The organism is Pseudomonas sp. F(2018) (genome assembly GCF_005508865.1).
Classification (GTDB): domain Bacteria; phylum Pseudomonadota; class Gammaproteobacteria; order Pseudomonadales; family Pseudomonadaceae; genus Aquipseudomonas.
In genome coordinates, this window is record NZ_SCOM01000001.1 from 71,331 (window position 1) to 90,490 (window position 19,160).

The following is a 19,160-nucleotide window of genomic DNA, read 5'->3' on the forward strand; positions in this document are numbered from 1 at the left end:
GCCCAGTATATGACCACGACCCTGACCAGCGAGCGCCTGATCCTGCGGCTCTGGCGCGATGATGATCTCGACGCCCTGGCGCAGCTGTGCGCCGACCCCGAGGTGATGGCGCATTTCCCCGCCGTGCTGGACCGCGCCGGTAGCGCCGAGCTGCTCGGCAAGCTGATGGCGCACCAGACCGAGCATGGCTTCACCTTCTGGGCGCTGGAGCGTCGTGACACTGGCAGAGTGATCGGCTTTACCGGGCTGGCGCGGGTCGGCTTCGCTGCGCCCTTCGTGCCGGCGGTGGAGACCGGCTGGCGCCTGGCTCGGCCCTACTGGGGCCAGGGTTATGCACTGGAAGCGGCACGGCGTTCGCTGCAGTTCGCCTTCGAGGAGCTTGGTCTGGACGAGGTGGTGGCCTTTACCGTTCCAGGTAATGCGCGCTCCTGGGGTGTGATGGAGCGCCTGGGCATGCGCCGCGATCAGGCCGACGACTTCGAGCATCCCAGCTTGCCGGCTGGGCATCCACTGCGCCCGCACTGGCTCTATCGCATCGACCGGGAGGACTGGCGTGGACGCTGAGCAGCAGGTGCGCGCCTATCACGCGCTGAGCAAGCATGCGCCGAATGCCTATGCGCCGGGCCCCGGTCAGCTCGACTGGGCGACCCAGCCGGCACCTTTCCGTCGCTACGCCGGTGCTCGTTTGATCGAGCTGTGGCAGCGCCCGCTGGAGGAGACGCCGGGTTACGACGCGCCCTTCGCCGGGTCGATTGGCGCGCCGGCGCCGCTGAGCCGCTCCAGCATCTCGCAACTGCTATACGACAGCCTGGCGCTGTCCGCCTGGAAGGAGGCCGGCGGCAATCGCTGGGCGCTGCGGGTCAATCCCTCGTCCGGCAATCTGCACCCGACCGAGGCCTATCTGCTGCTGCCACCGGGCAGCGTCGAGGCGGCCGGGCTGCTGGTGCACTACGCGCCGGATGCGCACGGCCTGGAGGTGCGCGCCGAGCTGCCGGCGCCGCTGGGCGAGCAGCTGCAGAGCGCGCCGCCGGCCGGCGGCTTCCTGCTGGGGCTGGCCAGCATCCCCTGGCGCGAGGCCTGGAAGTACGGTGAGCGCGCCTACCGCTACTGCCAGCACGACCTGGGCCATGCGCTGGCCTGCCTGAGCATCGCCGCCGCGATTCAGGGTTGGCAGGTGCGTCTGCTGCGCGGCGTCGCCGAGGCGCGCCTGGATGGCCTGCTGGGGCTGGATCGCGACGGTTTCCACGAGGCCGAGCATGGCGACTGCCTGCTTTGGGTCGGTCCGCCGCAAGCTAAGGAATTCGCGCTGCCCGAAACGCTGCTGCGCGGCCTGGCGGCGTTGGAACTGATTGGCGCGCCCAATCGCCTGTCACGCCAGTACCGCGAGTGGCCGGAGCTGGCGCGGGTGCATGGGCTGTGTCGGGCACCGGCCCTGCCGGGCTTGAGCTGGCAGACGCCGAGTGGTCACAACGGCAGCGAAAATCCCGGCCTGCCATTGCGGCCGATCCTGCATCGGCGGCGCAGCGCCCAGGCGTTCGACGGCCGCAGCGGCATCCAGGCCGAGCTGCTGTTCGCCTGGCTGCGTCGGCTGTTGCCGGAAAATTCTCCAGTGCCCTTCGCTGTCACCAGTGAGCCGGCGCAAGTCGATCTCCTGCTGTTCGTCCATCGCGTGCAGGGCCTGGAACCGGGGCTGTACTGGCTGGCCCGCTGCGATGGCCAGCCGCAGCCGGATGGCCTGCGCGGCGACTTCGCCTGGCAGCGCGTGCATGCGGAGCTGCCGCTGTACCGCCTGCTCGAAGGCGACGCGGTTTCCTCTCCTGCGGCCAGGACATCGCCAGCGATGGCTGCGTGGCCCTGGCCATGCTGGCGCGCTTCGACGCGGCGCTGGCCGAGGGGCCATGGCGCTATCCACGGCTGTTCTGGGAGTGCGGGCAGATCGGCCAGCTGCTGTACCTGGAGGCCGAGGCGGCGGGGCTGTCCGGCACCGGTATCGGCTGCTTCTTCGACGATCAGGTGCATGAATTGCTGGAACTGGCCGACAGCCGCTGGCAAAGCCTTTACCATTTCACCATTGGCCGCGCCGTGTGGGACGCGAGACTCTCCAGCGCGCCGGCCTATCCTGAATTACGTGTGCCGCCGAGGAGCGATGTATGAGCCAAGTGCTGGATGATCTGGTGTCCCTGCTGAGCATGGAGCAGATCGAGGAAAACCTGTTCCGTGGGCGCAGCCAGGACCTGGGCTTCCGTCAGCTGTTCGGCGGCCAGGTGCTCGGCCAGTGCGTGTCGGCGGCCAACCAGACGGTGGAGGAGGCGCGCCATGTGCACTCGCTGCACGGCTACTTCCTGCGCCCCGGCGATGCCGCGTTGCCGGTGGTGTACAGCGTCGACCGCGTGCGCGACGGCGGCAGCTTCAGCACCCGGCGGGTCACGGCGATCCAGAAGGGCCAGCCGATCTTCACCTGCAGCGCCTCGTTCCAGGCCGACGAGGAAGGTTTCCACCACCAGCTGCAGATGCCCGACGTGCCGGGCCCCGAGGGCCTGCCTTCGGAGACCGACCTGGCGCGCCAGGTGGCGCACCTGATCCCCGAGCGCATGCGCGAGCGGATGACCAGCGACAAGCCGATCGAGATCCGCCCGGTAACCCGCATCAACCCCTTCGCCCCGCAGCCCTGCGATCCGGTGAAGTACGTGTGGTTTCGCGCCGCTGGCGAACTGCCGGCCGAGCCGCAGCTGCACAAGCTGCTGCTGGCCTATGCCAGCGACTTCAACCTGCTGACCACCTCGATGCAGCCGCATGGCGTATCGGTGTTCCAGAAGTTCATGCAGGTGGCCAGTCTCGACCACGCCCTGTGGTTCCACGGCGACCTGCGCATGGACGACTGGCTGTTGTACGCCATGGACAGCCCCTGGGCCGGCAATGCCCGCGGCTTCGCCCGCGCCAGCATCTTCAATCGCGCCGGCCAGCTGGTCGCCTCGTCCTGCCAGGAGGGGCTGACCCGCCTGCGCGAGGACTGGAAGTGATCGACGGGACGGGAGAGGCCCGCGCGCGGGTTTCACCCGCCCTACAAAAGGAAGTGCGCCTGCAGGACTGCCGCCACTGGGTCTTCGATATGGACGGCACCCTGACGGTGGCCGTGCATGACTTCCCGGCGATCAAGCGGGCGCTGAACATCCCGCCGGAGGAAGACATCCTCCACCACCTGGCCGCGCTGCCGGCCGACGAGGCGGCGGCCAAGCATGCCTGGTTGCTGGAGCACGAGCGCGAGTTGGCCATTGGCTCGGTGGCCGCTGTCGGCGCCGTGGATCTGGTGCGCGCGCTGCACCAGCGCGGTTGCCGCCTCGGCATCCTCACCCGCAACGCCCACGAGCTGGCGCTGCTGACACTGGCCGCCATCGGCCTCGGCGACTGCTTCGCCACGGCCGATGTGATCGGTCGCGGCGAGGCGATCCCCAAGCCCGATCCGGACGGCCTGCTGCAGTTGGCGGCGCGCTGGGGCGTGGCGCCGGCCGAGCTGGTGATGGTCGGCGACTACCGCTTCGACCTCGACTGCGCTCGCGCCGCCGGTGCCTGGGGTGTGCTGGTCAACCTGCCGGACAATCCCTGGCCGGAGCTGACCGACCATCACGCGGTGGATTGCCAGGCGCTGCTGGCCGCCCTTCAGTAGCGATACTCGCCGCCCTGAATCGCCGTATGCAGCTCGGCGTTGACCGCCACATAGCTTTCCGTGCCTGGTAGCCAGGCGTACAGCGGGTCGGTGCAGCGTGCCGGGTCGAAGCCCTGGTCCTTGAGCGGCGCCTTCTTGTGCTTGAAGGTGCCGGTGGTCTCCATCTTCTCGCTCAGACGCAGGAACAGCGGCACCGCGTAGGGTGGCAGCTCGCGGCGCAGTTCGGCGAGCAGGCCCTGGAAGTCGAAGTCGGCCGGCGCGCGGTCCAGGCGGATGCAGGCCATGCCGGCGCGGCCGTTGGTGCCGGCGATTTCCACCCCGTAGACCACCGCCTCGCCGACGCCTTCGATGCCGTCCAGCACCGTCTCCACCTCGGTGGTGGAGACGTTCTCGCCCTTCCAGCGGAAGGTATCGCCGAGGCGGTCGACGAACTGGGCGTGGCGCCAGCCCTGGTGCAGCATCAGGTCGCCGGTGTTGAACCAGGCGTCGCCCGGCTTGAACACGTCACGCAGGATGCAGCTCTCGGTCTTGGCCGGGTCGGTGTAGCCGTGGAAGGGCGTCTTCGCGGTGATCTCGCCGATCAGCAGGCCGGGCTCGCCGGGTTTCACCCGCTGCAGGCGGCCTTGGGCATCGCGCAGCGGCGCCTCGCTGTCGCGGTCGTAGCGGACGATGGCGTAGGGGTAGGGGGTGAAGCCCACCGTGTTGTCCAGGTTGAGCAGGTTGGTGAAACCGATGTTGCCCTCGCTGGAGGCGTAGAACTCGACCACCCGCTGGATGCCGAAGCGCTGCTTGAAGGTGCTCCAGATGGCCGGGCGCATGCCGTTGCCGACCATGATGCGCAGCGGGTTGTCGGCGTCGTCGGGGCTGGCCGGGCGATCCAGCAGGTAGCGACACAGCTCGCCGACATAGCCGAAGGCGGTGGCGCCGTGGCGGCGCACTTCGTCGAGGAAGCGGCTGGCGCTGAAGCGCCGCACCATGATCAGCGCCGCCCCGGCGGACAGCACCGAGCCCCAGCACACCACCATGGCGGTGGCGTGGTAGAACGGCAGGCTGCAGTACAGGCGGTCGTAGCGGCCCAGGCGCACGGCGCCGAAACCGAAGATGCCGTAGCCCTTGAGGAAGCGCCCGTGGTTGAACACCACGGCCTTGGGCAGGCCGGTGGTGCCTGAGGTGTAGATGTAGAAGCAGGGATCTTCGGCCTGCACCGGGCGCGCCAGCAGTGGCTTGCTGTCTGCTTGCGCGGCCAGGTCGGCGGCCGGGTGCTGCCAGCCGCTGGGGGCCTGGCCGGGTTCGCGCCAGGTCGGGCGGTCGGCGAAGTAGTAGCGACCGTCGGCCGGCAGCTGCAGCTGCTCCTGCACCTCCTCGAAGGCTGCCAGCAGCTCTTCGCCGACCAGGGCGACGCGCGGCTTCACCAGGTTGATGCTGTGCGCCAGCACCTGGCCGCGCTGGCTGTTGTTGAGCAGCGCTACCACCACGCCGAGCTTGGCGCAGGCGGTGACGCAGGCCAGCAGCTCCAGGCGGTTGTCCATCAGCAGCACGACGCAGTCGCCCTGTTGCAGGCCGCCGGCGCGCAGGCGATGGGCCAGGCGATTGGTCCACTGGTCGAACTCGGCGTAGGTCAGCTGTTCGTCACCCTGGATCAGGGCGATGCCGTCGGGGTGGCCGCGGGTGGCGCGCTCTACGCAGTCGGCCAGGCCGCCGACGGCGCTGCCCCGGGCGCGGCTGGCGAGGCGCAGGCCGCGGATGATGCCGGGCAGGCCGGCGAGCAGGTAGGGCACGCGCGACAGCAGGCGCGGCAGGGTGATAACGGCGGGATGGCTCATGGCGGATCCTGAGGTGTTGTTGTTATTCCCCGCAATCTACGCAAGGCCGCGGCGGGCTGTTGATAGCCTGCGGTCGCAAGGAACTGGCAATTCGTCTCATGGGCGGCGCACAATCGAGCGACCCCGCCACAGGTGAAAGGATTTGCCGACCATGCTGGACTCCGCCCCGAGCGCCACCGCGTCGCTGCTGCTGGACCTCTACCAGAGCCTGCGCCAGTTGCAGCTGGTGGGGCCGGACGACCTCGCCGAGCTGGGCCTGGCGCCAGAGCCGCGCCTGGACCTGGAGGCACGCATCCCGGTGGCCTGGTTGCTGCGCCTGTGGCAGCTGGCGGCGCAACGCGGAGCGCCGGCCGATATCGGCCTGCTCCTCGGTCAGCAGCGCGGCCTGCGCACCCGCGGGCCGGTGGCCAGCCTGGCGGCGATGAGCGCGACAGTCGGCGAGGCGCTGCAGCTGTTCAGCCAGCACAGCCCGGTGATGAGCGAATGCGAGAACCTGCGGGTGGAGCTGCTCGGCGAGCGGGTGCGCATCTGCTTCCTGTTCACCGCGCCGTTGGTCAATCATCCGCCGGCCTGCGAATACAGCCTGAGCTCGGCCCTGTGCTGGGGCCGGCAGATGAGTGGCGTGCGCCTGCTGCCGTTGCTGGTGGGTTTCCGCCACATGCCGCTGGCCGCCTCCGCCAGCTACCGGCAGATACTCGGTTGCCCGGTGCGTTTCGGCGAGCCGCTGGACTATATCGAGATGGCGGCGGCGGACATGCAGTTGCCGCTGCACAGCGGCAACGACTACCTCAAGGGCCTCTTGCTGCAGCGGGTCAGCGACATGCAGGCGCAGCTACCGAGCCACCACAGCCTGCGCCAGCAGGTGCTGCATCTGATCGAGCTGGGCTTGGTGGATGGTGCCTTCTCGGTGCAGGCGGTGGCGCGGCGGCTGCGCACCAGCCGGCAGACCCTGCACCGGCATCTGCGCGAGGAGGGCTGCAGCTTCTCCGAGCTGCTCGCCGAGGTGCGCCGCGAACATGCGCTGCGTCGCCTGCGCCAGGCGGACTGCCGCATCGAGCAGCTCAGCCGCGAGCTGGGCTTCGCCGAACCGAGCGCCTTCTACAAGGCGTTCAAGGGCTGGTTCGGTGTATCGCCCAAGGCCTACCAGGAAAAAGCCCAGGCCTAGAGGCGGGCGGCCTTGAAGGTATCGCAGCGCCCCGGTTCGCCATTGTCGAAGCCGGTGCGGAACCAGCGCACGCGCTGGGCCGAGGTGCCGTGGGTGAAGGAATCCGGCACCACGGTGCCGCGGCTCTGCTTCTGCAGGCGGTCGTCGCCGATGGCATTGGCGGCATTCAGCGCCTCCTCCAGATCGCCCGGCTCCAGCCAGTTCAGACGCTGCTGGGCATGGTGCGCCCAGACGCCGGCCAGGCAGTCGGCCTGCAGCTCCTGACGCACCAGCAGGCCGTTGTCGCCCTCCACCCGCTCGCCACGCTGACGCGCCGCGTTGACCTTGGCCGAGACGCCGAGCAGGGTCTGCACATGGTGGCCGACCTCGTGGGCGATCACGTAGGCCTGGGCGAAGTCGCCGGCGGCGGAGAAGCGGGTTTCCATCTCGCGGAAGAAGCTCAGGTCGAGGTACACCTGCTTGTCGCCCGGGCAGTAGAAGGGGCCGACGGCGGCATCGGCGAAGCCGCAGGCCGAGCGCACGCCGCCGCTGAAGAGGATGAGTTTGGGGTCCTGGTACTGCTTGCCGGAGGCTTGGAAGATGGCGCGCCAGGTGTCCTCGGTGTCACCCAGTACGGCGCGGACGAATTCGCTCTGCGGGTCGTTGGCCGCCGTCGCCCGCTGCTCCTGCACTGGCGCGCCCTGCTGCATGCCCTGGTTGACCACGTTGCCGAGGATGGTCAGCGGGTCCTGGCCCATCAGCAGGCCGACCACCACGACGATGGCGATGCCGCCTAGGCTCAGGCCCTTGCCACCGCCAAAGCGCATGCCGCCACCGCCGCCGCGGGCGTCCACCACGTTGTCGCTGCGTCTACCTCGTTCCCAGCGCATGGCCGCGCTCCTTCAGTCCGTCGAGGCTGTTAGTGTCGTCGCCTCGACCGGTGCGCGCCAGCCCGTGGTTACTTGGCCGGATAGTCGGCCAGCACGCTCTCCTTGCCGCCCTTATCCAGGCCGATCACCTGGTAGGCGTCCACGCGGCCGGTTTCCATGCCTGGCGAGCCATGCGGCATGCCCGGCACGGCGGCGCCGAGAAGATCGGGGCGGCCCTGCAGGGCGAGGATGTCGCGGGCCGGCACGTGGCCCTCGACGAACTTGCCGTCGATCATCCCGGTGTGGCACGAGGCCAGGCGCGGCGGTACGCCGAGGCGCTGCTTGACCGCGCTCATGTCGGTCTCGACATGGTCGTTGACCTTGATGCCGTTCTCTTCCAGATGGCTGATCCAGGCCTTGCAGCAGCCGCAGTTGGCGTCGCGATGGACGTCCATGGTGACGGGCTCGGCGGCCTGGGTGGCACTGGCGAACAGCAGGGCGGCGAGAGGCAGGAGGCGCATGGCGGGTTCCTCGGCAGGATGGATTCGTCGCAGGATAGCGCCACGGCCCGGGGCGTCCCAGTGGCGGACTGTTTCCGTCTGCGACGCCGCGGCCTATGCTCGCTGTCCCTACCAGGAGAGATCGCCGATGCTGCCCGCCCGCATCCTGTTGGCCGTCCAGGCCCTGCTACTCGCCGGCTTCGGCCTGGCCTACTTCATTCGCCCTCAGGAGATGGCCAATCTCAGCGGCATGTTGCTGATGGAGCCTGCCTCGGTCACCGATGTGCGCGCCTACTATGGCGGCCTGCAGCTGGGCCTGGCGGCGTGGCTGGGGCTGGCGTTGCTGCGCTCCGACCTGCTGCGTCCGGCGCTTATGCTGCTGGTGCTGCTCTACGCCAGCCTGTTCGTCGCGCGCCTCGGCGGCCTGTGGCTGGACGGTGGCGCGCAGCAGACCTTCAACCTCTACGCGATGTTGTTCGAGGGCGTCTCCGCCGGCCTCGCCTTCTGGCTGCTGCGACGCGCCTCAGCGGCGGCGTAGGGCGTGGCTGCAGCGCAGCATGTCGAGCAGGGCGTCGACGAACTGATCGGCCTGCGCCGCCAGCGAGTCGCCGCCCGGCGCCAGTAGCCAGTTGGCCTGCAGGCCGTGGACGTAGCCATGCAGGCAGAGGGTGGCGCGGCGGCAGTCGAGGTCGGCCGGCAGCTGGCCCTTGCTGACCGCGTTGCGTAGCGACTTCTCGATCCGCTCGTCGCACTCCACATGCAGCGCCTGCATCTTCTGCCGCAGGTCGCCGAGGTCGTCGGTGTACTCGCACTTGTGCGCGAGGATCTCCTGGATGCGCCGGGTCTGCGGGTCCAGCTCGATGTTGCGCAACAGGCGCACCAGCAGCTCGCGGGTGTGGCCCAGCGGGTTGGGCTCGTCCTCGCGTTCGCTGGCCTGGGCCAGCTCCTCCAGCGGCAGATGCAGGCGTTCGAGCATGGCCTGGAACAGGTCGACCTTGTTCTCGAAGTGCCAGTAGATGGCGCCACGCGTCACCCCCGCGGCACCGGCGATATCGGCCAGCGAGGTGCGCGAAATCCCTCGCTCGTGGAACAGGTGCTCGGCGGCGTCGAGGATGCTCTGGCGGGTTTCTTCGGCTTCTTCTTTGGTGCGTCGGACCATGCTGGGCAGTGTGTAAAGGTTGGGAAAAGTTGTATCCGCGGTTAGTTTTCGCGTTTACAAACATTCTAGTATGTAAGTATATTTCTTAGCCAGCTAAACAGTTTCCCTTCCCCGCGCCCGCGCTCCTCTGACCGGGCCGTCTCTGACATGAGGTCGCTTCAGATGCAGAAGAAACCAGCCTATACAGCCATGGTTTCCGCCGTCGCTCTGGCTACGTTGGTGCTCGCCGGTTGCCGGGATGACGCCGCGCCGCCCGCCGCACAGACGCCCCAGGTGGGCATCGTCACCCTGCAGGCGCAGCCATTTACCCTGACCGCCGAGCTGCCGGGCCGTACCAGCGCCTATCGCATCGCCGAAGTGCGCCCGCAGGTCGACGGCATTCTGCAGAAGCGTCTGTTCAAGGAAGGCTCCGAGGTCAAGGCCGGGCAGCAGCTCTATCAGATCGATCCGGCCGTGTACCAGGCCAGTTACAAGAGCGCCCAGGCCACCCTGGCCTCGACGCAGTCGCTGGCCGAGCGCTACGCGGATCTGGTCAGCGACCAGGCCGTGAGCAAGCAGGCCTATGACGAGGCCAAGGCCGCTCAGCTCTCCGCCGAGGCGGCGCTGGAGCGGGCGCGCATCGACCTGCGCTACACCAAGGTGCTGGCGCCGATCTCCGGTCGTGTCGGCCGTTCCGCCGTCACCGAGGGCGCGCTGGTCAACAACGGCCAGGCCGCCGCGCTGGCCACCATCCAGCAGCTCGACCCGATCTACGTCGACGTCACCCAGCCGACCAAGGACCTGCTGCGCCTGCGCCGCGAAATGGCCAGCGGGCAGCTGGCGAAGGCCGGCGCCAATGCCGCCAAGGTCAGGCTGAAGCTGGAGGACGGCAGCGAGTACGCCCACGAAGGCACCTTGGAATTCTCCGAGGTCTCGGTGGACGAGGGCACCGGTTCGGTGACCCTGCGCGCCGTGTTCCCCAACCCCGATCACGACCTGCTGCCGGGCATGTTCGTGCATGCGCAGCTCAGCTCCGGCGTGCGCCAGCAGGCCATCCTCGCGCCGCAGCAGGGCATCACCCGCGACCTCAAGGGCCAGGCTACCGCGCTGGTGGTGAACGCCGAGAACAAGGTCGAGCTGCGTCAGCTGGAGGCCGACCGCACCGTCGGCGACCGCTGGCTGGTGACCAAGGGCCTCAACCCGGGTGACAAGCTGATCACCGAGGGCCTGCAGTTCGTGCGCCCCGGCGCCGAAGTGCAGACCGCGCCCGCGACCAATGTCGCCGAAACCCAGTCGGTCGATCCCGACCTGGCCCAGCGTCACTAAGGAGCGCCGCGCATGTCGAAGTTCTTCATCGACCGGCCGATCTTCGCCTGGGTGATCGCCCTGGTGATCATGCTGGCGGGTGGCCTGGCCATCCTCAAACTGCCGATCAACCAGTACCCGAGCATCGCCGCACCCGCCGTCGGTATTCAGGTCAGCTACCCTGGCGCCTCGGCGCAGACGGTGCAGGACACCGTGGTGCAGGTGATCGAGCAGCAGCTCAACGGCATCGACGGTCTGCGCTACATCAGCTCGGAGAGCAACTCCGACGGCAGCATGACCATCACCGCCACCTTCGAGCAGGGCACCAACCCGGACATCGCCCAGGTCCAGGTGCAGAACAAGCTGCAGCTGGCGACCCCGTTGCTGCCGCAGGAAGTGCAGCAGCAGGGCATTCGCGTGACCAAGGCAGTGAAGAACTTCCTGCTGGTGATCGGCGTGGTCTCGGCCGATGGCTCCATGGACAAGAACGACCTGTCCAACTACATCGTCTCCAACATGCAGGACCCGCTCTCGCGCACCAAGGGCGTGGGCGACTTCCAGGTGTTCGGCTCGCAGTACGCGATGCGCATCTGGCTCGATCCGGCCAGGCTGAACAACTACCAGCTGACACCGGTGGACGTGAAGGGCGCGATCCAGGCGCAGAACGTCCAGGTCTCCTCCGGCCAGCTCGGCGGCCTGCCGGCCTCGCCGGGCACCCAGCTCAACGCCACCATCATCGGCAAGACCCGCCTGCAGACGCCCGAGCAGTTCGGCGCCATCCTGCTCAAGGTCAACCGTGACGGCTCCCAGGTGCGCCTGCGCGATGTCGCCCGGGTCGAGCTGGGCGGCGAGAACTACGCCATCAGCGCGCAGTTCAACGGCAAGCCGGCCTCGGGCATGGCGATCAAGCTGGCCACCGGCGCCAATGCGCTGGACACCGCCAAGGCGATCCGCGCCACCATCGACCAGCTCAAGCCGTTCTTCCCCGCCGGCATGGAAGTGGTGTTCCCCTACGACACCACGCCGGTGGTCTCGGCCTCCATCGAGGGCGTGCTGCACACCCTGGGCGAAGCCATCGTGCTGGTGTTCCTGGTGATGTTCCTGTTCCTGCAGAACTTCCGCGCCACCATCATCCCCACCCTGGCCGTGCCAGTGGTGCTGCTCGGCACCTTCGGCGTGCTGGCGATGTTCGGTTTCACCATCAACACCCTGACCATGTTCGCCATGGTCCTGGCCATCGGCCTGCTGGTGGACGACGCCATCGTGGTGGTGGAAAACGTCGAGCGGGTAATGGCCGAGGAAGGCCTGTCGCCGCTGGAAGCGACGCGCAAGTCCATGGGCCAGATCCAGGGCGCGCTGGTGGGTATCGCTCTGGTGCTGTCGGCGGTGTTCCTGCCGATGGCCTTCTTCGGTGGCTCCACCGGGGTGATCTACAAGCAGTTCTCGATCACCATCGTCTCGGCCATGGCGCTGTCGGTGCTGGTCGCCCTGGTGTTCACCCCAGCGCTCTGCGCGACCATGCTCAAGCCCATCGCCAAGGGCCACCACGCGCCCAAGCGCGGCTTCTTCGGCTGGTTCAACCGCACCTTCGACCGTAGCGTCAACGGCTACGAGCGCGGCGTGCGCGCCATCCTCAAGCGCAAGGCGCCGTACATCCTGCTGTACCTGGTGATCGTCGCGATCATGGCCTGGATGTTCACCCGTATCCCCACCGCCTTCCTGCCCGAGGAAGACCAGGGCGTGCTGTTCGCCCAGGTGCAGACCCCGGCCGGCGCCAGTGCCGAGCGCACCCAGGCGGTGGTCGACCAGATGCGCGAGTACCTGCTGGATGCGGAGAAGGACACGGTGAAGTCGGTGTTCACCGTCACCGGCTTCAACTTCGCCGGTCGCGGGCAGAGCTCGGGCATGGCCTTCATCATGCTCAAGCCCTGGGAAGAGCGCCCGGGCGCCGAGCACAGCGTGTTCAGCCTGGCCCAGCGCGCCCAGCAGCACTTCTTTAGTTTCCGCGACGCCATGGTGTTCGCCTTCGCCCCGCCGGCGGTGCTGGAGCTGGGCAACGCCACCGGCTTCAACTTCTTCCTGCAGGACCGTGCCGGCGTCGGCCATGAGCAGCTCAACGCCGCGCGGGACAAATTCCTCGAACTGGCGAAGAGCAACCCGGTGCTGGCCCGCGTGCGCGCCAACGGCCTGTACGACGAGCCGCAGTACCAGCTGCAGATCGACGACGAGAAGGCCCGTGCCCACAGCGTGTCGCTGGCGGACATCAACAGCACCGTGTCCATCGCCTGGGGCGCCAGCTACGTCAACGACTTCATCGACCGTGGCCGGGTAAAGAAGGTCTACCTGCAGGGCGTGCCCGAGGCGCGGATGAACCCGGACGACCTGGGCAAGTGGTACGTGCGCAACGACCAGGGCGCGATGGTGCCGTTCAGCGCCTTCGCCAGCGGCGAGTGGATCTACGGCGCGCCCAAGCTGTCCCGCTACAACGGCGTGCCGGCCATCGAGATCCTCGGCGAGCCGGCGCCGGGGCACAGCTCGGGCGAGGCCATGGCGGCGGTCGAGCAGATCATCGCCCAGCTGCCGGCGGGCATCGGCTACTCCTGGACCGGGCTGTCCTACGAGGAGCGTCTGTCCGGCGCCCAGGCGCCGGCGCTGTACGCCCTGTCGCTGCTGGTGGTGTTCCTCTGCCTGGCGGCGCTGTACGAGAGCTGGTCGATCCCGTTCTCGGTGATGCTGGTGGTGCCGCTGGGGATCATCGGGGCGCTGCTGTTCACCAGCCTGCGTGGCCTCTCCAACGACGTGTTCTTCCAGGTCGGCCTGCTCACCACCATCGGCCTGTCGGCGAAGAACGCGATCCTTATCGTCGAGTTCGCCAAGGAGCTGCACGAGCAGGGCAGAAGCCTGTTCGACGCGGCCATCGAGGCCTGCCGCATGCGTCTGCGCCCGATCATCATGACCTCGCTGGCGTTCATCCTCGGCGTGGTGCCGATGGCGATCTCCACTGGCGCCGGTTCCGGCAGCCAGCACGCCATCGGTACCGGCGTGATCGGCGGCATGCTCACCGCCACCGTGCTGGCGATCTTCTGGGTGCCGCTGTTCTACGTTCTGGTCTGCTCGCTGTTCAAGGACAAGCGCAGCAAAGAAGCTATCAAAGAGGAGGCCGTCCAGTGAGGCAGTCCCTGCTATCCCTTGCCGTCGCCAGCGTGTTGCTCGGCGGCTGCAGCCTGATTCCCGATTACCAGCGGCCGCAGGCCCCGGTGGACGGCGCCTGGCCGCAAGGCGCGGCCTACACCGCCAACGGCGCCGCGCAGACCGATGTGACAGCCGCCGTCCTGGGCTGGCGCGAGTTCTTCCGCGATCCGGCGCTGCAGCAGCTGGTCGAGGCCGCCCTGGCCAACAACCGCGACCTGCGCATCGCCGCGCTGAACGTCGATGCCTACCGCGCCCAGCACCGCATCCAGCGTTCGGAGCTGTTCCCCAGCATCTCCGCCGCCGGCAGCGGCACTCGCCAGCGTCTGCCGGGCGACCTGTCGTCCAGCGGCGAGGCCACCACCAGCGGCCAATACAGCGCCACGGTCGGTACCAGCGCCTGGGAGATCGACTTCTTCGGCCGCCTGCGCAGCCTCGACGAGCAAGCCTTGGAGCTGTACTTCGCCAGCGAAGAGGCGCAGCGCAGCACGCAGATCAGCCTGGTGGCCAGCGTGGCCAACGCCTACCTGACCCTGCAGGCCGACCAGCAGCTGCTACAGCTGACCCGCGACACCCTGGACACCTACCGCAAGAGCTACGCCCTGACCGAGCGCAGCTTCAACGTCGGCGTGGCCGATGCCCTGTCGCTGAGCCAGGCACGCACCGCGGTGCAGAGCGCCGAAGCCAGCCTGGCGCAATACAGTCGCCTTGTCGCCCAGGACCGCAACGCCCTGGCCCTGCTGCTCGGCGCCGGCGTGCCGGCCGATCTGCCCCAGGGTGAAGTGCTGAATGCCGACCTGCTGGCCGAAGTGCCGGCCGGGCTGCCGTCCGAGCTGCTGCAGCGCCGCCCGGACCTGCTCCAGGCCGAGCATCAGCTCAAGGCCGCCAATGCCAGCATCGGCGCGGCGCGCGCGGCGTTCTTCCCCAGCATCAGCCTGACCGCCAATGCCGGCAGCGCCAGCAGCGAGCTGTCCGGCCTGTTCGACGGTGGTTCCGGCAGCTGGCTGTTCCAGCCGTCGATCAACCTGCCGATCTTCACGGCGGGGCGCCTTGCGGCCAACCTCGACTACGCCGAGGTGCAGAAGAACATCCAGGTGGCGAGTTACGAGAAGGCCATCCAGACCGCCTTCCAGGAAGTCGCCGACGGCCTGGCCGCACGCACCACCTACGAGCAGCAGCTCAGCGCCCAGCGTGCCCTGGTCGGCACCAGCGAGGAATACTACCGCCTCGCCGAACGCCGCTTCCGCACCGGGGTGGACAGCTACCTGACCCTGCTCGATGCTCAGCGCCAGTTGTTCAGCGCCCAGCAGCAGCTGATCGGCGACCGCCTCAACCAGCTCACCAGCGAGGTCAACCTGTACAAGGCCCTTGGCGGCGGCTGGCACGAGCAGACCACCCTGGCGGCGGCGCCGGCAGAGGACTGACGGTCAGCCTGAAACGAAAAAGCCCCGGCATGCCGGGGCTTTTTTTGTAGGGCAGGTGAAACCCGCGAAGATCGTCACGCGGGTTGCACCCGCCCTAGGTCTCAGCGGCGTACCAGCAGCACACCGGACTCCATATGGTGCGTCCAGGGGAACTGGTCGAACAGCGCGCAGCGCTCGATACGGTGGGTATCGTTGAGCTGGGCGATGTTGGCGGCCAGGGTCTCCGGGTTGCAGGAGATGTACAGGATATTGTCGAAGCGCCGGGTCAGCTCGCAGGTGTCCGGATCCATGCCCGCGCGGGGCGGGTCGACGAACACGGCGCCGAAGTCATAGGACTTCAGGTCGATGTCGGCCAGGCGGCGGAACGGCCGCACCTCGTTGAGGGCCTGGGTCAGTTCCTCGGCGCTCAGGCGCACCAGCTCGATGTTGTCGATGCCGTTGTCGGCCAGGTTGGCCAGGGCGGCGTTGACCGAACTCTTGCTGATCTCGGTGGCCAGCACTTTGCGCACCCGGGTGCTCAGCGGCAGGGTGAAGTTGCCGTTGCCGCAGTACAGCTCCAGCAGGTCGTCCTGGCGCTCGCCGAGGGCGTCGAAGGCCCACTGCAGCATCTTCTGGCAGACCAGGCCGTTGGGCTGGGTGAAGGCGCCCTCGGGCTGGCGGTAGCGGAATGTGCGACCGGCCAACTGCATTTCTTCCTGCACGTAGTCGCGGCCGATCACCAGGCGCTGGCCGCGCGAGCGGCCGACCAGGCTGACGCCCAGCTTGGCTGCCAACTGCTCGGCCTCGGCCTGCCATTCGGCATCCAGCGGGCGGTGGTAGCACAGGGTGATCAGCGCATCGCCGGCCAGGGTGGTGAGGAACTCGACCTGGAATAGCTTGAACGACAGCGCCTTGCTCGCCTGCCAGGCCGCCTTGAGCTGCGGCATCAGCTCATTGATGCGCTGGCTGGCGATGGGGAACTCGTCGATCAGGATCGGCGTGTGCTTGTCGCCGGCGGCGAACATCGCGTAGTGGCGCTCTTCCTGCTCGCGCCACAGGCGGAATTCGGCGCGCAGGCGGTAGTGCTCGCCCGGCGAGTCGAATACCGCAGGCTCGGGGGCGGCGAAGGGCGCCAGCAGCTCGCGCAGGCGGGCGACCTTCTCGTCCAGCTGGGCGGCGTAGGCCGCCGCGTCACGCACCTGACTCATGCGTTGACGCCGAAGGCGAACTTGGCGACGAAGATCGCGGCCAGCACCACCAGCGCCGGGTTGATCTCCTTGAAGCGACCGGCCAGGGCCTTGATCACCACCCAGGCGATGAAGCCGAAGGCGATGCCGTTGGCGATGGAGAAGGTCAGCGGCATGGCCAGGGCGGTGATCACCACCGGTGCGGCGACAGTGATGTCATCCCAGTCGATTTCGGCCAGGCCCGAGGTCATCAGCACGGCAACGAACAGCAGCGCCGGCGCGGTGGCGAACGCCGGCACGGTGCCCGCCAGCGGGGCGAAGAACAGCGCCAGCAGGAACAGGATCGCTACCACCATGGCGGTCAGGCCGGTGCGGCCACCGGCAGCCACGCCCGAGGCGGATTCGATATAGCTGGTGGTGGTGCTGGTGCCGAGCAGCGAACCACCCATGGCGGCGGCGCTGTCGGCGATCAGGGCGCGGCCCATCTTCGGCAGGTGGCCGTCCTTGCTCATCAGGCCGGCGCGCTTGGCCACGCCGATCAGGGTGCCGGTGTTGTCGAACAGGTCGACGAACAGGAAGGCGAAGATCACGCTGATCATGCCCACGTCCAGCGCGCCCATGATGTCCAGCTGCAGGAAGGTCGGCGCCAGCGACGGCGGCATGGAGACGATGCCGCCGAACGGGGTGACGCCCAGGCCGATGGCGATGGCGGTGACGACGAGGATGCCGATCATCACCGCGCCGGTGACGCGACGGGCTTCCAGGGCGACGATCAGGAAGAAACCGAGGATCGCCAACAGCGGACCGGGGGCGTGCAGGTCACCGAGGCCGACCAGGGTGGCCGGGTTGTCCACTACCAGGCCGGCTTCCTTCAGCGCGATCAGGGCGAGGAACAGGCCGATGCCGGCGGCGATCGCCGAGCGCAGCGGCAGCGGGATGCTGTTCACGATCCACTCGCGGATGCGGAAGATCGACAGTAGGAAGAACAGGGTGGCGGAGATGAACACCGCGCCCAGGGCCACCTGCCAGCTGTGGCCCATGTGCAGCACCACGGTGTAGGTGAAGAAGGCGTTGAGGCCCATGCCGGGCGCCAGGGCGATCGGGTAGTTGGCGATCAGGCCCATCAGCGCCGAGCCGATGGCCGCGGCCAGGCAGGTGGCGACGAAGATCGCGCCCTTGTCCATGCCGGTCTCGCCGAGGATCGCCGGGTTGACGAAGAGGATGTAGGCCATGGTCAGAAAGGTGGTGACACCGGCCAGGATTTCGGTGCGCACCGTGGTGTTGTGCGCCTTGAGTTGGAACAGCTTTTCCAGCATGGTGGGCTCCCGTAGGGCTGGTGCGGCAAGGGTTGTGGACTGTGCGAAAGCAAAGCACAAAGGCTGCCAGCTCGACGAAGAGCGAGCGCAGATTCGGCCTGGTCCGGAAAAACCGCGCACTATACCAGCTCACCCCCGAGCGGTGAATTTATGACCGGACGGACAGCATCGGTTTCCGTCCGAGGAGCCAGCAGATGACCAGTCGCGCCCTGATCGCCGTCGCCGACGGCGTGGAAGACATCGAGACCATCAGCCTGATCGACGTGCTGCGCCGCGCCGAAGTGGAAGTGGTGGTCGCCAGCATCGAGAACCGCCGCATGTTCACCTGCGCCCGCGGCACCCGGGTGACCGCCGACGCCATGCTGGTGGACGTGCTGGCCCAGGACTTCGACCTGATCGTGCTGCCCGGCGGCATGCCCGGTGCCCAGCACTTGGCCGACCACCAGCCGCTGGCCGACAAGGTCCGCGAGCAGGCTGGGGCCGGCAAGCTGTTCGCCGCCATCTGCGCCGCCCCGGCCCTGGCCCTGCAGGGCTACGGCGTGCTCAAGCAACGACGGATGACCTGCTACCCGGCATTCAGCGACCGCCTGTCCGGCTGCACTTTCGTCGACGCGCCGGTGGTGGTCGACGGCAACTGCATCACCAGCCAGGGCCCGGCCACGGCGCTGGAATTCGCCCTGACCCTGGTCGAGCAACTGGTGGGCAAGGCCAAGCGCAAGGCGGTGGCCGACGCCATGCTGGTGCCGGCGTGAGGGCGCTGCTCGCGGCACTGGCGCTGACCCTGCTGGCCGGCTGCGCCAGCGAGGCACGCCTGCCTTCCGGGGAGCACCAGCTCGGCATTCACCCTGCCCGTACCGCCAGCGCCGATGGCCTGCAGGCGATGACCGATCGCCACAGCGGCGTGCGCCTGTGGGTGGCGCCGCAGCCGGTGCTGACTGAGGCGGATGTGCAGCAGGCGGAGATGGCCTTCACGCCTGCCGGCGAGCCGGCCGTGGTGCTGACCCTGAATGAAAAAGGCCGCGCTACCCTGGCCGACGTTACCCGCCAGCACCTCGGCCAGCCCCTGGCCTTCGTGGTCGACGGCGAACTGCGCCTGGCGCCGATCGTCGAGGAGCCGGTGCTTGATGGTCGTGTAGCCCTGACCGGCTTCGACTCGCTGCAGGAAGCCGAGGAGCTGGTTGGCGACTGGCATCAGTGAGTCGGCGGAAAAACCGGATCAGCGGCAGTGTTTCCGGTTGAACATCCTGCTGGCCTACGAGTCTCTGTTCTGTTTGGCTATTAAGGTTCAGGCAGCATCCTTGCCGGTTTGCTGTCGAAGTACCGCTGTCGGCGTACACCCCGGCGAACCGGGTGGCGGCGCGCAGGGGCTTTCGGGTTGGGTGCCAGCAGCGTCCCGCCGCTTTCGATCAATCGCTGCCCCTCGCTTCCCACTGGTCAGCCTGCCGTCTGCGGTGGCTTGCGGGTGATCCAACCTGCGTGCGCGGCAAGCCCGGGGCCTGCATTTTGTCCTGTCTTTACCGGTACCCAGTTGTCTCCAACAAGGCTTCATGTCTCAGAGGCAGTCTCGTATGTTCGCGTCAAAATCCGCTGGTGCCGCGCTTTTCCTTGGTCTGTGTTCGCCA

The 19,160-nt window shown here is 68.1% G+C and carries 16 protein-coding genes and 1 pseudogene; 11 read left to right on the forward strand and 6 right to left on the reverse strand.

Going from position 1 to position 19,160, the window contains the following annotated elements:
• Positions 1-9 precede the first annotated feature (9 nt).
• From FFS62_RS00300 to FFS62_RS00315, 4 genes and pseudogenes are all read left to right on the forward strand, one after another.
• Positions 10-564 carry a GNAT family N-acetyltransferase gene (locus tag FFS62_RS00300; RefSeq protein WP_137970835.1) on the forward strand — a complete coding sequence of 185 codons (555 nt, stop codon included), beginning with the start codon at positions 10-12 and terminating at the stop codon, positions 562-564.
• Positions 554-2,154 (forward strand): annotated as a pseudogene (locus tag FFS62_RS00305) (SagB/ThcOx family dehydrogenase). The gene FFS62_RS00300 and the pseudogene FFS62_RS00305 overlap by 11 nt, the downstream one beginning before the upstream one ends.
• Entirely contained in the window at positions 2,151-3,020 is an 870-nt protein-coding gene (gene tesB / locus FFS62_RS00310; RefSeq protein WP_137970836.1) for an acyl-CoA thioesterase II, read from the forward strand. The pseudogene FFS62_RS00305 and the gene tesB overlap by 4 nt, the downstream one beginning before the upstream one ends.
• A 53-nt stretch (positions 3,021-3,073) precedes the next feature.
• Entirely contained in the window at positions 3,074-3,664 is a 591-nt protein-coding gene (locus FFS62_RS00315) for an HAD family hydrolase (RefSeq protein ID WP_171016279.1), read from the forward strand.
• On the opposite strand, the gene FFS62_RS00320 is transcribed toward FFS62_RS00315, so the two are convergent.
• On the reverse strand, positions 3,658-5,487 hold the full coding sequence (locus FFS62_RS00320) for a long-chain-acyl-CoA synthetase (protein WP_137970837.1): 1,830 nt from the start codon (positions 5,485-5,487) through the stop codon (positions 3,658-3,660). The two genes, FFS62_RS00315 and FFS62_RS00320, sit on opposite strands and share 7 nt — an antisense overlap.
• A 151-nt stretch (positions 5,488-5,638) precedes the next feature.
• On the opposite strand from FFS62_RS00320, the gene FFS62_RS00325 reads away from it, so the two are divergent.
• On the forward strand, positions 5,639-6,652 hold the full coding sequence (locus tag FFS62_RS00325) for an AraC family transcriptional regulator (RefSeq protein WP_137970838.1): 1,014 nt from the start codon (positions 5,639-5,641) through the stop codon (positions 6,650-6,652).
• On the opposite strand, the gene FFS62_RS00330 is transcribed toward FFS62_RS00325, so the two are convergent.
• Together FFS62_RS00330 and FFS62_RS00335 are read right to left on the reverse strand one after the other, a co-directional pair.
• On the reverse strand, positions 6,649-7,521 hold the full coding sequence (locus FFS62_RS00330) for a neutral zinc metallopeptidase (protein WP_137970839.1): 873 nt from the start codon (positions 7,519-7,521) through the stop codon (positions 6,649-6,651). The two genes, FFS62_RS00325 and FFS62_RS00330, sit on opposite strands and share 4 nt — an antisense overlap.
• 68 nt (positions 7,522-7,589) lie before the next feature.
• Positions 7,590-8,021, reverse strand: a complete 432-nt coding sequence (locus tag FFS62_RS00335; RefSeq protein WP_137970840.1) for a DUF411 domain-containing protein — start codon at positions 8,019-8,021, stop codon at positions 7,590-7,592.
• 127 nt (positions 8,022-8,148) lie between these two features.
• Between FFS62_RS00335 and FFS62_RS00340 the strand changes: the two genes are divergently transcribed.
• Positions 8,149-8,538 carry a DUF4345 family protein gene (locus tag FFS62_RS00340; RefSeq protein WP_137970841.1) on the forward strand — a complete coding sequence of 130 codons (390 nt, stop codon included), beginning with the start codon at positions 8,149-8,151 and terminating at the stop codon, positions 8,536-8,538.
• On the opposite strand, the gene FFS62_RS00345 is transcribed toward FFS62_RS00340, so the two are convergent.
• Positions 8,524-9,159, reverse strand: a complete 636-nt coding sequence (locus FFS62_RS00345) for a TetR family transcriptional regulator (RefSeq protein WP_137970842.1) — start codon at positions 9,157-9,159, stop codon at positions 8,524-8,526. The genes FFS62_RS00340 and FFS62_RS00345 overlap by 15 nt on opposite strands.
• A gap of 162 nt (positions 9,160-9,321) precedes the next feature.
• Here FFS62_RS00345 and FFS62_RS00350 point away from each other — a divergent pair, with 162 nt between their 5' ends.
• Genes FFS62_RS00350 through adeC form a run of 3 tightly spaced genes read left to right on the forward strand, consistent with a single transcriptional unit; the run spans position 9,322 to position 15,056 of the window.
• On the forward strand, positions 9,322-10,464 hold the full coding sequence (locus FFS62_RS00350; RefSeq protein WP_137970843.1) for an efflux RND transporter periplasmic adaptor subunit: 1,143 nt from the start codon (positions 9,322-9,324) through the stop codon (positions 10,462-10,464).
• A 12-nt stretch (positions 10,465-10,476) separates the two neighbouring features.
• The gene (locus tag FFS62_RS00355) at positions 10,477-13,614 is read left to right on the forward strand and encodes an efflux RND transporter permease subunit (protein WP_137970844.1); all 3,138 of its coding nucleotides are present in this window, start codon (positions 10,477-10,479) and stop codon (positions 13,612-13,614) included.
• Entirely contained in the window at positions 13,611-15,056 is a 1,446-nt protein-coding gene (adeC, locus tag FFS62_RS00360; protein WP_137970845.1) for an AdeC/AdeK/OprM family multidrug efflux complex outer membrane factor, read from the forward strand. Before FFS62_RS00355 ends, adeC begins: the two co-directional genes overlap by 4 nt.
• Positions 15,057-15,157: 101 nt before the next feature.
• Here adeC and trmA read toward each other — a convergent pair whose 3' ends face one another.
• Both trmA and FFS62_RS00370 read right to left on the reverse strand, forming a co-directional pair.
• Positions 15,158-16,243, reverse strand: coding sequence for a tRNA (uridine(54)-C5)-methyltransferase TrmA (gene trmA / locus FFS62_RS00365; RefSeq protein WP_137970846.1), 1,086 nt, complete (start codon positions 16,241-16,243; stop codon positions 15,158-15,160).
• Positions 16,240-17,538: an NCS2 family permease gene (locus FFS62_RS00370; protein ID WP_137970847.1), complete on the reverse strand. Its 1,299-nt coding sequence runs from the start codon at positions 17,536-17,538 to the stop codon at positions 16,240-16,242. The genes trmA and FFS62_RS00370 overlap by 4 nt, the downstream gene beginning before the upstream one ends.
• A gap of 194 nt (positions 17,539-17,732) precedes the next feature.
• Between FFS62_RS00370 and FFS62_RS00375 the strand changes: the two genes are divergently transcribed.
• Together FFS62_RS00375 and FFS62_RS00380 are read left to right on the forward strand one after the other, a co-directional pair.
• Entirely contained in the window at positions 17,733-18,290 is a 558-nt protein-coding gene (locus FFS62_RS00375; RefSeq protein WP_137970848.1) for a DJ-1 family glyoxalase III, read from the forward strand.
• Positions 18,287-18,736, forward strand: a complete 450-nt coding sequence (locus FFS62_RS00380) for a hypothetical protein (protein WP_137970849.1) — start codon at positions 18,287-18,289, stop codon at positions 18,734-18,736. Before FFS62_RS00375 ends, FFS62_RS00380 begins: the two co-directional genes overlap by 4 nt.
• The last annotated feature ends 424 nt before the right edge of the window (positions 18,737-19,160 follow it).